Genomic DNA, 12,539 nt, shown 5'->3' with positions numbered 1-12,539 from the left:
GGCGCGGGGAAGGCAGCTTCCCACGCGCCGCATACACCCGTGCCCGGCCACTTTCAATCCGTATGGCTCCTTACCCGTCCAGCGTGGCCGGCGCGTCCGGCTGCACGCGCGTCAGGCCCAGCAGTTTCAGCGCGTAGCGTTCATAGACCGGCTCGCCGATGCCCTTGCGCACCTTGCGCAGGAAGTAGCGCTCGAAGCCGACCTTGGCGAGATGGACCCAGCGCCCGTGCGACGACCAGTTGACGTTGCGCGGCGGGATCTGCGGCATGGCGACGAAGGCGACTCCGCTATCCCCGAAATCGGCGAGGCAGAGCGCGTTCCAGGTCGCCTCCTCCGTCGGTTCCCTGCCGTCCAGGATAGCGCGGATGTTGTGGGCGGCGGCGGTCACCATGGTCTCGATCATGTAGCCGGTCTTCGGAACGCCGACCGGGACGGGGGTCTTCTCCACCGGCGGGATGGCGATGCAGACGCCGACGCCGAAGACGTTGCGGAAGGTCGGGTTGCGCTGGTGGCAGTCGGTCAGCACGAAACCGCGCGGGTTCACCAGCCCCTCCACACCGCGCAACGGGGCGATGCCGCGGAAGGCGGGGAGCATCATGGTCAGGCGGCTGCTCACCATGTGCCGCGCCTTGTCCTTGCCGTCGGCATCGACCTCCGTGACGTGGACCGTGTCGGGCTCGAAGCGGTCGACGCGGGCGTTGGCGATCCATTGGATGTGGCGCTCGCGCAGCGCCGATTCCAGAAGTCCCTTGGTGTCGCCCACCCCGCCCAGCCCGAGATGCCCGATGTAGGGTTCCGACGTGACGAAGGTCATCGGCACCCTGTGGCGGATTTTGCGGCGGCGCAGGTCGGCGTCGGCGATCATCGCGAACTCGTAGGCCGGGCCGAAGCAGGACGCCCCCTGAACCGCCCCGACGACCAGCGGGCCGGGGTCGCGGCAGAACGCCTCCCACCGCTGGGCCGCCGCCTCCGCGTGGTCGACGTGGCAGATCGAGACGGTGTTGGCCTGCGGCCCGAAGCCCTCGATCTCGTCGAAGGCCAGTTCGGGGCCGGTGGCGATGACGAGCTGGTCGTAGCCGAGGCTGGTCCCGTCCCCGAGATCCAGCGCGTTGTCCTGGGGCCGCAGCGCGCGGCAGCCGGAATGGTTGAAGGCGATGCCCTTGCGGGCGAAGGGCTCCGCCAGAGCGACGGTGATGTCGCTGCGCTTGCGCCAGCCGACCGCCACCCAGGGGTTGGACGGCACGAACTGGAACTGGCCGCTGTTCGACACGACGGTGATCCGGTCGCCGGGCCGCGTCCGATCCTTCAGCTCGTAGGCCATCGGTATGCCGCCGATGCCCGCCCCGAGTACGACGATGTGGGCCATATCCGTTTCCTCTCCGGACGATCCGGGTCTGTTGGGCTGCCCGGTTGTGTGTCTTGGTCGAATGCCCCGCCTTGCCCGGCCCGCGCCTACTCGAAGGCCATGCCGGGGCGCAGCCCGATCCGCTTCAGCACGATCGCCAGCGGACAGAAGCCGGTGAAGGCCGCCTGGAGCAGGTTGGCCCCGACGAAGGCGGTCAGCCACAGCCAGTTCGGGCCGTGAAGCTGGGACAAGGCGAGGCTCAGCAGGATCACGGTCCCGGCGAAAGCCATGACGATGCGGTCGATGCTCATGAGGCGGTCTCCTTCAGGCCGGACGGACTGCCGGCTGGCTTTCGCATTTTATTCGTTGACGCTAAATTAGCAATTCCTAAAATATAGGATCAAGACGCCCTGAGTTCCGCTCCTCCCGTCCGAAGTGGCCCGCCATGCCCCGCTCCCTTCCTCCACGCACGCCGGTCCGCAAGGCGCTGCTCGCCGTCGCCCTGCTGGCGGCCCTCCTTCCCCTGTCCGCGACGGCGGCCGAACCCGACAGCCTGACCGTGCAGCCGCGCCCGGTGGAGGATCTGAAGGCCGTCTTCGCCACCGTGGAAAGCGTGCGCGAGACGCTGGCCCGCACGCGCATCGGCGGCACCGTGGCCGACCTGAAGGCGACGGAGGGCGACAAGGTGACCATCGGGCAGGTCATCGCCACCGTTCACGACCCCAAGCTGCCGCTCCAACTCGCCGCGCTGGACGCGCGCATCCAGGCGCTGAAGGCGCAGCAGCATCAGGCGGAGCTGGAGCTTGGACGCGCCCGCCAGCTCCGCGCCAGCGGCACCGGCACGCAGCAGCGGCTGGACGACGCGCAGGCCGCGCTGGACGTCGCCCACGCCCAGATCGCCGCCATGGAGGCCGAACGCTCCGTCGTCGTCCAACAGGCGTGGGAGGGAGAGGTGCTGGCCCCCGCCGCCGGGCGCATCCTTCAGGTCAAGGTGATCGACGGCGCCGTGGTCATGCCGGGCGAGCCGGTCGCCAGCATCGCCACCGACACCTACATCCTGCGGCTGCGCCTGCCGGAGCGGCACGCCCGCTTCCTGAAGGAGGGCGACCCGGTGCTGGTCGGCCAGCGCGGGCTGGCTCCGGTGACCGTCACCGATCCCGGCGCCACGGCGCTGGCGCGCGGCGCCGTCCGGCAGGTCTATCCCGAGATGGACGGCGGTCGGGTGGTCGCCGACGCCACGGTCAGCGGCCTGGGCAACTTCTTCGTCGGCGAGCGGGTGCGGGTCTATGTCGCCACGGGCACGCGCGACGCGGTGGTGATTCCGCCGGATTGGCTGCTGCGCCGCTTCGGCACCGATTTCGTCCGGCTAGCCGACGGGACGGAGGTCCCGGTTCAGGCGGGCGGTGAGATTCCCACGGTCGGCGACCGGCCCGGCGGGCTGGAGATCCTGTCCGGCCTGAAGCCCGGCGACGTCATCGTCCGCCCGGCGGGCTCGTGAGGGGGACGCCATGAGGCTCGGCCTTTCCGGGGTGCTGACGCGGACCTTCATCCGCTCGCCCCTGACCCCGCTGCTGCTGCTCGCCTCGCTGGCGGTCGGCGCCATCGCCCTGCTGTCGCTGCCGCGTGAGGAGGAACCGCAGATCAGCGTCCCCATGGTCGACATCCTCGTCCAGGCGGACGGGCTGAAGGCTGGCGACGCCGTGGAGCTGGTCACCCGGCCGCTGGAGGAGATCGTCAAGGGCATCGACGGGGTCGAGCACACCTACAGCCAGACCATGGACGACCGCGTGGTGGTCACCGCGCGCTTCCTCGTCGGCACCCCGTCCGACGACGCCGTCCTGCGCGTGCACGAGAAGGTGCGCGCCAGCATGGACCGCATTCCGCTGGGCATCCCGGAACCGCTGATCGTCGGGCGCGGCATCAACGACGTCGCCATCCTGACGCTCACCCTGTCGCCCAGGGCGGAGGCCGCCGGGCGCTGGACCGACAATGCCCTGCACGGCGTGGCCGACGACCTGCTGGGCCAGCTCGTCCAGGTGGAGGATGTGGGGCGCAGCTTCATCGTCGGCGGCCAGCCCGACCAGATCCGCGTGGAGCCCGACCCGGAGCGGCTGGCGCTCTACGGCGTCACGCTGAACCAGCTCGTGGACAAGGTGAAGAACGCCAACCGCTCCTTCATCGCCGGGTCGGTGCGCAGCGCGGGCGGCAGCCTGCCGGTGGTCGCCGGCCAGACGCTCCAGGGCACGGCGGACATCGGGCTGCTTCTGGTCACCACCCGTGACGGGCGGCCAGTCTATGTAAAGGACGTGGCCGACGTGGTGGCGGGGGCGCGGCCCGGCGAGAGCAGCGCCTGGCATCTGGTGCCGGACGGCAAGGGCGGGCTGGTCCGCACTCCCGCCGTCACCATCGCCATCGCCAAGCGCGCCGGGGCCAATGCCGTCACCATCGCCGACCGCGTGCTGGAGCGCGTCCAGGCCATCCAGGCGGAGGGGCTTCCCAAGGACCTGACGCTGACCGTCACCCGCAACTACGGCGAGACGGCCGACGAGAAGGTCAACGAGCTGCTGTTCCATCTGGCGCTCGCCACCGTCACCATCGTCGGGCTGATCGTTCTCGCCATCGGCTGGCGGGAAGGGCTGGTGACGCTGGTGGTCATCCCGACGACCATCCTGCTGACCATGTTCGCATCCTGGCTGATGGGCTACACCATCAATCGCGTCAGTCTGTTCGCCCTGATCTTCTCCATCGGCATCCTGGTCGACGACGCCATCGTGGTGGTGGAGAACATCGACCGTCATTGGTCGATGCGCGACGGGCGGAGCAAGGTCCAGGCCGCCATCGAGGCGGTGGCGGAGGTCGGCAATCCGACCATCGTCGCCACCCTGACGGTCATCGCCGCCCTGCTGCCGATGATGTTCGTCTCCGGCCTGATGGGTCCCTACATGAGCCCGATCCCGGCCAACGCCTCGGCGGCCATGGTCTTCAGCTTCTTCGTCGCCATGGTGCTGACGCCCTGGCTGATGGTGACGCTGCGTCCGGGCGAAACTCCGGCGGGTGGACACGGCGAGCAGGACGGCGGGCGGCTGGGGCGCCTCTACCGCGCCGCGGCGCGCCCGGTCGTGCGCAGCAAGCGGCGGGCCTGGATCTTCCTGCTGGCGGTCGGGGTGGCGACGCTCGCCTCGACGGCGCTGTTCTACACCAAGGACGTGGCGGTCAAGCTGCTGCCCTTCGACAACAAGTCGGAGCTTCAGGTGGTGCTCGACCTGCCGCGCGGCGCGGCGCCGGAGAACACGGAGCGCGCCCTGCTCGCCGCAGCACAGAAGATTGCCGATCTGCCGGAACTGGCCAGCGTCCAAGTCTATGCCGGGACCGCAGCCCCCTTCAACTTCAACGGTCTGGTCCGGCATTACTACCTGCGCGACCAGCCGGAGCAGGGCGACCTTCAGGTCAACCTCGCCCCCAAGAGCGAGCGGAGCCGCAGCAGCCACGCGGTCGCGCTCGACATCCGGGCGCGGCTGTCCGGCCTCCCCCTGCCCGCCGGGACCGTGCTGAAGGTGGTCGAGGTGCCGCCCGGTCCGCCCGTGCTCTCCACCCTGCTGATGGAGGTCTACGGCCCCGACGCGGAGACCCGGCGCAAGGCGGCGCTGGCGGTGGAGGGCGCCTTCCGCGGCGTGGACTTCATCGTCGACGTGGAGAACAGCATCCGCCCACCCGGCGAACGGCTGCGTTTCGCGCTGGATCGCGAAAGCCTGGAATTCCACGGCGTGGAGGAGCAGGCCGTCTACGACACGCTGCGCGCGCTGACCGGCGGCGTTCCCGTCGGCTACTCGCACCGCGGGGCGGGGCGCACGCCCATTGAGATCGCCGTGCAGATGCCGCGCTCCGGCCTGTTCCTGTCCGAACGCCTCCTCGCCACCCCGGTTCCGGGGGCGCGCGGCACGGTGGAGCTGGGCGATCTGGTGACGATGACGCGGGAACCCGCCTCCCACACGCTGTTCCGCCACAACGGGCGCTTCGCGGAGATGGTCATGGCCGATCTGGCCGGGCGCTTCGAGGCGCCAATCTACGGCATGCTGGCGGTGCAGGAGCATCTGAAGGCCGTCGATTGGCCCGCCGCCGGGCTGGCCGCCGCGCCGGAGATCCGGCTGCACGGCCAGCCGGACGACCAGAGCCGGCCCGTCCTGCTGTGGGACGGCGAGTGGGAGGTCACCTATGTCACCTTCCGCGACATGGGGGCGGCCTTCGGGGTGGCGATCCTCGGCATCTATCTGCTGGTCGTCGCGCAGTTCGGGAGCTTCAAGCTGCCGCTGGTGATCCTGGTGCCGGTGCCGCTGACCCTGATCGGAATCGTGCTGGGCCATTGGCTGTTCGGAGCGGCCTTCACGGCCACCTCGATGATCGGCTTCATCGCGTTGGCCGGGATCATCGTGCGCAATTCCATCCTGCTGGTGGACTTCATCCGCCATCTGAGGGAGCGCGGGACCCCGCTGCGCGAGGCGGTGCTGGAGGCTGGGGCCATCCGCTTCAAGCCGATCCTGCTGACCGCCGTCGCCGCCATGATCGGCGCCGCCTTCATCCTGACCGACCCGATCTTCCAGGGGCTGGCGATCTCGCTGCTGTTCGGGCTGTTCAGCTCGACCCTTCTGACGGTGCTGGTGATCCCAGCGATCTACATCGTCCTGCGCGGGGAGGAGACGACCGCCGCTCCCCCGCCGCCGCCCGCCGTCCATCACCGCCGTGAACTCCTCGACATCCAGGGATGACCATGCTCAAGACCCTCCTTTCCCGTCTCGGCCTCAACCGGAGCGCAAACGCCATGAGCGACCAGATCAAGACCGTCGATGCGGCCACCGTCATGGGCTGGATGAAGGACGGCTCGGCGGTGATCGTCGATGTCCGCGAACCGCACGAACATCGCGCCGGCCACATCCCCGGCGCCACGCTGGTGCCGCTGTCGCAGTTCGACCCGGCCCGCGTGCCGGACGCGACGGGCAAGCATCTGGTCTTCCATTGCCAGAGCGGGCGGCGCTGCGGCCCGGCGTCGGCCAGGATGGCGGCCGGCGGCTACACCGGGGGTATTTACCGACTGAACGGCGGCCTGGCCGCCTGGATGGCCGCGTCCGGCCCGATCGAGCGCTGAGAGGAGGATTTCAGGGTAACGGGTCCGCGTCGGCCACGCAGCGTGCGCCGACGCAGAACTGGCGGTACAGCTCCAGCAGGATCGGGCGCACCCGGTCCGACCCGATGCGGTAGTGGATCGACGTGCCGTCCCGCCGGGTGGCGACCAGCCCCTCGTCCCGCAGCTTGGCAAGGTGCTGGGACAGGTTCGACTGCGACAGGCCGAGCCGCCGCGCGAGGTCGCCCACCGGCATCTCCCCGTCCAGCAGGCTGCACAGGATCATCAGCCGGTGGCGGCTGGCGATGGAGCGCAGGAAGGCCTCCGCCTCGGCGGCCCGCTCTTCCAGTTCGGCGGGGTCGAGCGGCGGCTCGATGGATGGCATGGGCCACGTCCACCCTTTAAATGAGGTTTCTCTAATTTATAGGCAACCCCCCGCCGATCAAGCGGATTGTGACCGGCCTTCCTGAACCGCGGTTGAACGCCCCGTTCAGGCGAGGCTCAGACGCGCCTTGTCATGATCACTCCTGTTCGGGCGGACCTCCCGCCCCTTGCGATGGAGACAGGATCATGCACCGTTCCACCACCCTCCCTGTTCTGGCCGCGGCCTTCGCCGCCCTTCTGCTGTCCGGCTCCGCCGACGCGGGCGAGCGGGACCGCGCGGTTCAGCCCTCCTCACCGCAGCCGGTCGCCGACGCGCTGCGGACCGGTGGCGGCACTGTCTCCGGAACGGTCGCCGCGGTGGGCGCGAATTGGATGACCATCCAGGATGACAGCGCACGGACCGATGTCACGGTGCGCGGCCTCCTGCCGGACGGCATTGCGCAAGGCGCGCCCATCACCGTCACCGGGCGTATCCGCAAGGGCGGGCTGATGGCCAGCGAGATCATCCTCGCCGATGGCTCCCTGCACCGGCCATCCCGCGACCACGACGACGATTGACTGCGGAAAGCGTCCCGCCCCGGGATTAAAAGGCCCTCCCGAAACGAAAACGGAGCAGGAAATCGGGAAAATCCAGTCCACGGGGTGGAGACGTGACGTTCAGCCTGCGCGATCAACTGTCGAATCAACTGCGCTCCCTGCGCCGCTACGCCCTCGCGCTGGCGCGCAACCGCGACGATGCGGAGGATCTCGTGCAGGAGACGTTGGTGCGCGCCATTTCCGGCTCCCGGACCTTCCGGCCGAACGGCGACCTGCGTTCCTGGCTGTTCGGCATCCTGCACAACGTCCACGTCAACGGGGTGCGGCGGGAGCAGGTGCGGGCGCGCGGCGCCTCGACCATCGAGGCCATGACCCACGGGCAGATGCCGCCCAACCAGCCGGACCATGTCGAGCTGATGCGGACCATCGAGGCCTTCGCCACCCTTCCCGACGAGCAGCGCCGCGTCCTCACCCTCGTCGCCGTGGAGGGGATGAGCTACCAGGAGGCCGCCCGCCAGTTGGACATTCCGCTCGGCACGCTGATGTCGCGTCTGGCCCGCGGACGGGAGGCGCTGCGTGTGGAGATGGGCCACCGGGAGATGGGCCGCCGGGAGATGGACCAGCGCGACCGCGCCCAGACCGCGCTGCGGGCGGTGAGGTGAGCCATGGGCGGTGATCCCATCAGCCTCAACCAGGACGCCGACCTGCATCTCTACATGGACGGCGAGATGGAGCCGGTCCGCCGCGCCGCCTTCGAGGCGCGGCTCGCCGCCAACCCGGCCCTGGCCGCCAAGCTGCACGAGTACCGGCACCAGCAGGAGATGCTGAAGCTCGGCCTCGACATGATGGCCAGCGTTTCGGTGCAGGAGACCGAAACGCTGGCCGGGCGCCTGCGCTGGCGCCTGGACATGGACCGCTTCTCCCGGCGGGTCGCCCCGCTGGCCGCCGCCATGCTGCTGGTCATGGGGGGATGGAGCCTGACCGTGTGGGTGCAGTCGGGCGGGGCCGCCGGACCGCAGCTGGCCGGCGAGGTCGACGACGTCCCCGCCTTCGCGGACGAGGCGGCGGACGCCCATTCCAAGGCGGTCGCGCTCAACACGCTGCAGCCGGCCCCGCCCCAGACGAACGTCACACCGGTCCCGGTGCAGACCGCCCAGGTGCCGCTGCCGGAGGGCCGCGGCATGACGGTGGCGCTTCCCGCCATCGGTCCGGAACTGACCCTGATCCGGGCCAGCATCGTGCCGTGGAACCATGGCACCGCTCTCCAGTTTCTCTACAGGGAGCCGGACGGCGAGTTGCTGACCCTGTTCGTCGCCTCCGGTGGCCCGGCGCAGGACGGCACGCTGCACACCGTCGTGCAGGACAGCCTGCGGCTCGTCTATTGGCGGGCCGGGCTGGTCGCCTACACGGTCACCGGCAACAAGGCCGACGGCGATCTGCTGACCGTCGCCAAGAAGATGGCGGACAGCATCCGCCGATCCTGACACCGCACCGCCCTGAGACCCTGTCGGGCGGAGCCCCACCAAGCCTGTGGAGCCCAGCCATGAGCCTGCACACCGATCCGGACGAGCGGAACGGCCATCCGCTGGACATGGTCGAAACCTTCGTCGCCCGCGAGCATTGGGAACCGATCCTGCGGCAGGCCGCCTTCAACGGCATGGTTCTGGGCGCGGTTACCCAGCTGCTGGGGCTGGACGCGCTGCCCGGCCTCGCGATCATCCACTTCATCACCTTCGCGTCGGGCATGGCCCAGGGCTTCCTGGCGCTGCGCCTGGAGGAAGGCGGGCAGGACGAGGCCGCCGTCGCCGTGGGGCGGCGGTCGATGGCCGCCTTCACCCTGGCCTCGGTCACGCTGCTTTTGATGCCCTTCGCGGCCTGATCCGGGCAGAAGTCACGCGCTTAACCGGCCGTTCCGTGTCATGGTCCCCGTTCCGCCGGGGACATGCCCCCGGTCGGGGATTTCCAAGACGGGGACTGGAACAGCCGATGCGGGGCAGGCAGACAGGCTCCGGGAACCGGATGCAGATCCGTGCGCCCTATCTCGACCCGGTGCGTGTGGGGGAGACCTCGGGGAATTTGCGCTGCCGCTGCTGCGGGCGGCCCGACGGGGTGGTCGTGCGCTGCCTGCCCGACGGGCGCTGGTACGACGGGGCGGACGAGACGTGGCGCGACGGGCGCGGGCGCCGCGTGCCCTGGCCGGAGGCCACCGAATACGCCGCCACCACCGACATCCTGGTCAGCGTCGAGGCGCTGCGCATCACCCGCTCCGCGGTCGAGCGGGTCCGCCTGCTGTGCAACCGCTGCCGCCGGCTGGAGGGCGCCGTCCATGGCCGCGCCCGTGCCCGGATCAGCATCCTGCTGCGCCGGGCCATCGGCGACCTGTTCCTTGGCCGCTACGACGATCCCGCCGTTCTCACGGCGTTGGTCGACCTCTATCGCAAGGACGGCTGAGCAACGATCCGCGCCTCAGCCGGCAGTGTCCTCGGCCATCCCGCCGTCGAGCCGTGCCGCCAGCTCCCGACGCGCCAGCAGCTCCGGCGCCACCGACGCCGCAGGAACCGTGGCGGACAGACGACCGTAGGCGCCAATGCCGAAGGCCCCGGCGTCGCCGACGATCCACTCCTCGGCGGGTGGGGACGGCGGGGGCGTTTCGATCTTCCGGAACAGCGCCGCGGCAGAGGCCAGCGCGGAGGAAGCGGTGAGCGGGATCGTGGAATTCGCGCGTTCGGTCCGGCCCTGCATGGCCAGGACTTCATCGTGTGCATCGGACATGGGCCTCTCCCTCACCGCGTGACGAAGGGTAACGCTGGAACTGTGGCATGGAAGTCACGCTCCGTCCAATTGCACGAACGGATGAACCGCCGCTTGGACAACAGTCCGCCCCTACCGCCGGTTCATAAGCAATTAGGGGGAATAGGTTCCGGGGAAGCCGCGCGACGATCCCGGCTGTTCACCCTGTGGCACGGCAACGGGGAGTGACGGCAGACGCATGGGACGGTTCTTCCGCTGGACGGCGGCCCTGCTGCTTCTGGCCGCCTTGGGCGGGGCGGCGATGGTGGGAACGGGCGCGGTCGCGGTTCCGCCCCGCTACGACCCCTGGGCGCCGCTGGACATCGGGGACGTGCCGAACCTGCTGACCCGCCTCAAGCTGTCCCGGCTGGACGGTGCGCCCCGGCAGTGCCACGCCATTCTGGGCGCAACGGACTTGCGGTTCAGTCCGGTGACCGACCGCCGGGCGGAGGATGGCTGCGGCCTGACCGACGCGGTGCGGGTCAGCCGCTCGGCGGTGGCCTTCAACGGCGGCTTCACGGTCACCTGCCCGCTCGCCGCCGCCTGGATGCGGTTCGAGACGCACACGCTCCAGCCCGCGGCGCAGCGGCATTTCGGCCAGCGGGTGACGCGGGTGCGGCATCTGGGAAGCTACGCCTGCCGCAACGTCTACGGCCGGGCGGAGGGGCGACGCAGCGAGCACGCCACCGCCAACGCCCTCGACATCGCCGGCTTCACGCTGGCCGACGGCACCACCATCGCCCTGCCCGGCGACTGGAGTCCGGCAGATGGGCGTAAAGGCGCCTTCCTGCGCGAGGTGCGCGACGGTGCCTGCGAGGTGTTCCGCGCGGTGCTGGGCCCCGACTACAACGAGGCCCACCGCGACCACTTCCACCTCGACATGGGAGCCTACCGCGTCTGCCGGTGAGCCGACGCCGCCGGATCAGGCACTGTGGTAGGCCAGCACGCCGTCGGCGCGCGTCTCGATGCGCAGCTCGCCGCGCCCGACCATGTGGTTGAGGTGTGCCAGCGCCTCGCCGAAGGCGAAGCTCAGCTGGTGCGAATCCAGCGCCCGGCGGAACAGCACCGGAACCAGCTCCTTGCAGCTCAGCGGCTTGGCGCGGCAGGTCTCGGCGATCTGCGTGCAGCGGTCGGCGTGGTGGGCCTCTAGCGCGCGGGTGCGGTGGTCCAGCCCGTAGAAGGGCAGCCTGTGCCCGGACAGGACCAGCGCGTCCGCCGCCACCTCCTCGCGGATCGCGGCCAGCGACGACAGGTAGAGCCCCAGCGGGTCGGCCTTGGGCTGCATCGCCGAGACGCTGACGTTGGGGGAGATGCGCGCGATGACCTGATCGGCGGCGAGGAACAGCCGGTCGGCGGCGCAATAGAGCATCGCCTGCTCCGGCGAATGGCCGCCGCCGGTCAGGATGCGCCAGTCGCGCCCGCCCAGCCGCAGGGTCTGGCCGGGAATCATCCGCTCGAAGCCGGGGGCCAGCCCGGTCGTGCGGTTCAGGTAGCTGAGGCCGCGGCCGAGCATCTGCTGGATCTCGTCGGGCGACAGGCCGCCGGATTGGTAGAACGTCTCCTGCGCCTCCAGCGCCTGGGGGTCGCGGCCCTGCTGCAGCAGCTTGGCGTAGAAATACTCGCTCTGCGTCATGTGCAGCGGTGGGGCGAAACGCTCGTGCAGCCAGCCGGCCAGACCGACATGGTCGGGGTGGAAGTGGCTGACCACCAGCCGGACGATCGGCTTGCCGCCCAGCGGGCCGCGCAGCAGACGGTCCCAGCAGTCGCGGCTGACGTCGTCGCCCAGCCCGGTGTCGAACAGCGCCCAGCCGTCCCCTTCCTCGAAGAGGTAGAGATTGACGTGGTCCAGTGCGTAGGGCAGCGGCAGGCGCAGCCACAGCACACCCGGCGCCACCTCCCGGACCGTTCCATTATCCGGTGCTTCGGAAAACGGATGGCGGATGAGTTCGGCGTCGTCTTTCACCCTGATGATCCTCCTTGCGCTGCGGTGCCCCCAAACTCTTGGCTACCCGTTGGCTCGGGCCCGGTCAACTATCCGCAGATAGAACATTCCGACCATTGACGCACCTCGTGTTTCGTTTCACACCCGCTCCGCCGCGGGAGCATCAAGGGATTCGCGACGAATGCGCCGCGCACCGGTTAACGAAAGGGCATTGCCAAAGGAGAATACCCGGATGACCACCGCAACGTTCAGGATCATCCGCCACGCCGACGGGCCGGTTTTCTTTGATGACCGGACGATCACACTCGCGGAGGCGCAGATCATCGTCAACGACGCCATCGCACGGGGCGATCTGGAGGTCGGGTCCTTCCTGCGAATCGATGACGAGGAGCTGGTGATCGAACGGGAGGTTGCGGGGTAGACGG

15 protein-coding genes are annotated in these 12,539 nt (G+C 69.8%); 10 read left to right on the top strand and 5 right to left on the bottom strand.

Features of this window, described 5'->3' with window-relative positions; translation table 11 throughout:
• Window positions 1-70: 70 nt before the first annotated feature.
• Both ACWPXE_RS00755 and ACWPXE_RS00750 read right to left on the bottom strand, forming a co-directional pair.
• Entirely contained in the window at window positions 71-1,366 is a 1,296-nt protein-coding gene (locus tag ACWPXE_RS00755; protein WP_454016269.1) for an NAD(P)/FAD-dependent oxidoreductase, read from the bottom strand.
• Window positions 1,367-1,452: 86 nt separating this feature from the next.
• Entirely contained in the window at window positions 1,453-1,656 is a 204-nt protein-coding gene (locus tag ACWPXE_RS00750; RefSeq protein ID WP_454016268.1) for a YgaP family membrane protein, read from the bottom strand.
• Between the two features lie 134 nt (window positions 1,657-1,790).
• Here ACWPXE_RS00750 and ACWPXE_RS00745 point away from each other — a divergent pair, with 134 nt between their 5' ends.
• Genes ACWPXE_RS00745 through ACWPXE_RS00735 form a run of 3 tightly spaced genes read left to right on the top strand, consistent with a single transcriptional unit; the run spans window position 1,791 to window position 6,485 of the window.
• On the top strand, window positions 1,791-2,843 hold the full coding sequence (locus ACWPXE_RS00745) for an efflux RND transporter periplasmic adaptor subunit (protein WP_454016267.1): 1,053 nt from the start codon (window positions 1,791-1,793) through the stop codon (window positions 2,841-2,843).
• Between the two features lie 10 nt (window positions 2,844-2,853).
• The gene (locus ACWPXE_RS00740) at window positions 2,854-6,108 is read left to right on the top strand and encodes an efflux RND transporter permease subunit (protein ID WP_454016266.1); all 3,255 of its coding nucleotides are present in this window, start codon (window positions 2,854-2,856) and stop codon (window positions 6,106-6,108) included.
• A 53-nt stretch (window positions 6,109-6,161) separates the two neighbouring features.
• Window positions 6,162-6,485: a rhodanese-like domain-containing protein gene (locus ACWPXE_RS00735; protein ID WP_454016265.1), complete on the top strand. Its 324-nt coding sequence runs from the start codon at window positions 6,162-6,164 to the stop codon at window positions 6,483-6,485.
• Window positions 6,486-6,495: 10 nt separating this feature from the next.
• On the opposite strand, the gene ACWPXE_RS00730 is transcribed toward ACWPXE_RS00735, so the two are convergent.
• A complete protein-coding gene (locus tag ACWPXE_RS00730) occupies window positions 6,496-6,846 on the bottom strand; it encodes an ArsR/SmtB family transcription factor (RefSeq protein WP_454016264.1) in 351 nt (116 codons plus the stop codon).
• A 185-nt stretch (window positions 6,847-7,031) separates the two neighbouring features.
• Here ACWPXE_RS00730 and ACWPXE_RS00725 point away from each other — a divergent pair, with 185 nt between their 5' ends.
• The 5 genes from ACWPXE_RS00725 (at window position 7,032) to ACWPXE_RS00705 (ending at window position 9,833) form a co-directional block, all read left to right on the top strand.
• Entirely contained in the window at window positions 7,032-7,403 is a 372-nt protein-coding gene (locus ACWPXE_RS00725) for a cytochrome c maturation protein CcmE (protein ID WP_454016263.1), read from the top strand.
• A 92-nt stretch (window positions 7,404-7,495) separates the two neighbouring features.
• A complete protein-coding gene (locus ACWPXE_RS00720) occupies window positions 7,496-8,044 on the top strand; it encodes a sigma-70 family RNA polymerase sigma factor (RefSeq protein ID WP_454016262.1) in 549 nt (182 codons plus the stop codon).
• 3 nt (window positions 8,045-8,047) lie between these two features.
• Window positions 8,048-8,866 (top strand): anti-sigma factor family protein, encoded by an 819-nt coding sequence (locus ACWPXE_RS00715; RefSeq protein ID WP_454016261.1) that lies wholly within the window; start codon window positions 8,048-8,050, stop codon window positions 8,864-8,866.
• Between the two features lie 59 nt (window positions 8,867-8,925).
• On the top strand, window positions 8,926-9,261 hold the full coding sequence (locus ACWPXE_RS00710) for a hypothetical protein (RefSeq protein ID WP_454016260.1): 336 nt from the start codon (window positions 8,926-8,928) through the stop codon (window positions 9,259-9,261).
• Window positions 9,262-9,401: 140 nt separating this feature from the next.
• Window positions 9,402-9,833 carry a hypothetical protein gene (locus ACWPXE_RS00705; protein ID WP_145682063.1) on the top strand — a complete coding sequence of 144 codons (432 nt, stop codon included), beginning with the start codon at window positions 9,402-9,404 and terminating at the stop codon, window positions 9,831-9,833.
• 15 nt (window positions 9,834-9,848) lie between these two features.
• Here ACWPXE_RS00705 and ACWPXE_RS00700 read toward each other — a convergent pair whose 3' ends face one another.
• Complete coding sequence (locus ACWPXE_RS00700; protein WP_454016259.1) at window positions 9,849-10,154, bottom strand: hypothetical protein; 306 nt, start codon at window positions 10,152-10,154, stop codon at window positions 9,849-9,851.
• Window positions 10,155-10,371: 217 nt separating this feature from the next.
• On the opposite strand from ACWPXE_RS00700, the gene ACWPXE_RS00695 reads away from it, so the two are divergent.
• A complete protein-coding gene (locus ACWPXE_RS00695; protein WP_454016258.1) occupies window positions 10,372-11,079 on the top strand; it encodes an extensin-like domain-containing protein in 708 nt (235 codons plus the stop codon).
• Between the two features lie 15 nt (window positions 11,080-11,094).
• On the opposite strand, the gene ACWPXE_RS00690 is transcribed toward ACWPXE_RS00695, so the two are convergent.
• On the bottom strand, window positions 11,095-12,135 hold the full coding sequence (locus ACWPXE_RS00690; protein WP_454016257.1) for an MBL fold metallo-hydrolase: 1,041 nt from the start codon (window positions 12,133-12,135) through the stop codon (window positions 11,095-11,097).
• Window positions 12,136-12,346: 211 nt separating this feature from the next.
• Between ACWPXE_RS00690 and ACWPXE_RS00685 the strand changes: the two genes are divergently transcribed.
• On the top strand, window positions 12,347-12,535 hold the full coding sequence (locus tag ACWPXE_RS00685) for a hypothetical protein (protein ID WP_149163922.1): 189 nt from the start codon (window positions 12,347-12,349) through the stop codon (window positions 12,533-12,535).
• Window positions 12,536-12,539: the final 4 nt, after the last annotated feature.

The organism is Azospirillum sp. Marseille-Q6669 (assembly GCF_965111635.1).
The sequence above is the reverse complement of the archived record's forward strand: the minus strand, read 5'-3'. Positions and strand labels throughout refer to the sequence as shown.

What these genes read in the sequence shown, in the direction of transcription:
- ACWPXE_RS00730 (WP_454016264.1), bottom strand. Translation starts at nt 6,846, where the DNA reads ATGCCATCCATCGAGCCGCCGCTCGACCCCGCCGAACTGGAAGAGCGG.
- ACWPXE_RS00750 (WP_454016268.1), bottom strand. Translation starts at nt 1,656, where the DNA reads ATGAGCATCGACCGCATCGTCATGGCTTTCGCCGGGACCGTGATCCTG.
- ACWPXE_RS00695 (WP_454016258.1), top strand. Translation starts at nt 10,372, where the DNA reads ATGGGACGGTTCTTCCGCTGGACGGCGGCCCTGCTGCTTCTGGCCGCC.
- ACWPXE_RS00755 (WP_454016269.1), bottom strand. Translation starts at nt 1,366, where the DNA reads ATGGCCCACATCGTCGTACTCGGGGCGGGCATCGGCGGCATACCGATG.
- ACWPXE_RS00685 (WP_149163922.1), top strand. Translation starts at nt 12,347, where the DNA reads ATGACCACCGCAACGTTCAGGATCATCCGCCACGCCGACGGGCCGGTT.
- ACWPXE_RS00745 (WP_454016267.1), top strand. Translation starts at nt 1,791, where the DNA reads ATGCCCCGCTCCCTTCCTCCACGCACGCCGGTCCGCAAGGCGCTGCTC.
- ACWPXE_RS00715 (WP_454016261.1), top strand. Translation starts at nt 8,048, where the DNA reads ATGGGCGGTGATCCCATCAGCCTCAACCAGGACGCCGACCTGCATCTC.
- ACWPXE_RS00705 (WP_145682063.1), top strand. Translation starts at nt 9,402, where the DNA reads ATGCAGATCCGTGCGCCCTATCTCGACCCGGTGCGTGTGGGGGAGACC.
- ACWPXE_RS00740 (WP_454016266.1), top strand. Translation starts at nt 2,854, where the DNA reads ATGAGGCTCGGCCTTTCCGGGGTGCTGACGCGGACCTTCATCCGCTCG.
- ACWPXE_RS00700 (WP_454016259.1), bottom strand. Translation starts at nt 10,154, where the DNA reads ATGTCCGATGCACACGATGAAGTCCTGGCCATGCAGGGCCGGACCGAA.
- ACWPXE_RS00710 (WP_454016260.1), top strand. Translation starts at nt 8,926, where the DNA reads ATGAGCCTGCACACCGATCCGGACGAGCGGAACGGCCATCCGCTGGAC.
- ACWPXE_RS00725 (WP_454016263.1), top strand. Translation starts at nt 7,032, where the DNA reads ATGCACCGTTCCACCACCCTCCCTGTTCTGGCCGCGGCCTTCGCCGCC.
- ACWPXE_RS00735 (WP_454016265.1), top strand. Translation starts at nt 6,162, where the DNA reads ATGAGCGACCAGATCAAGACCGTCGATGCGGCCACCGTCATGGGCTGG.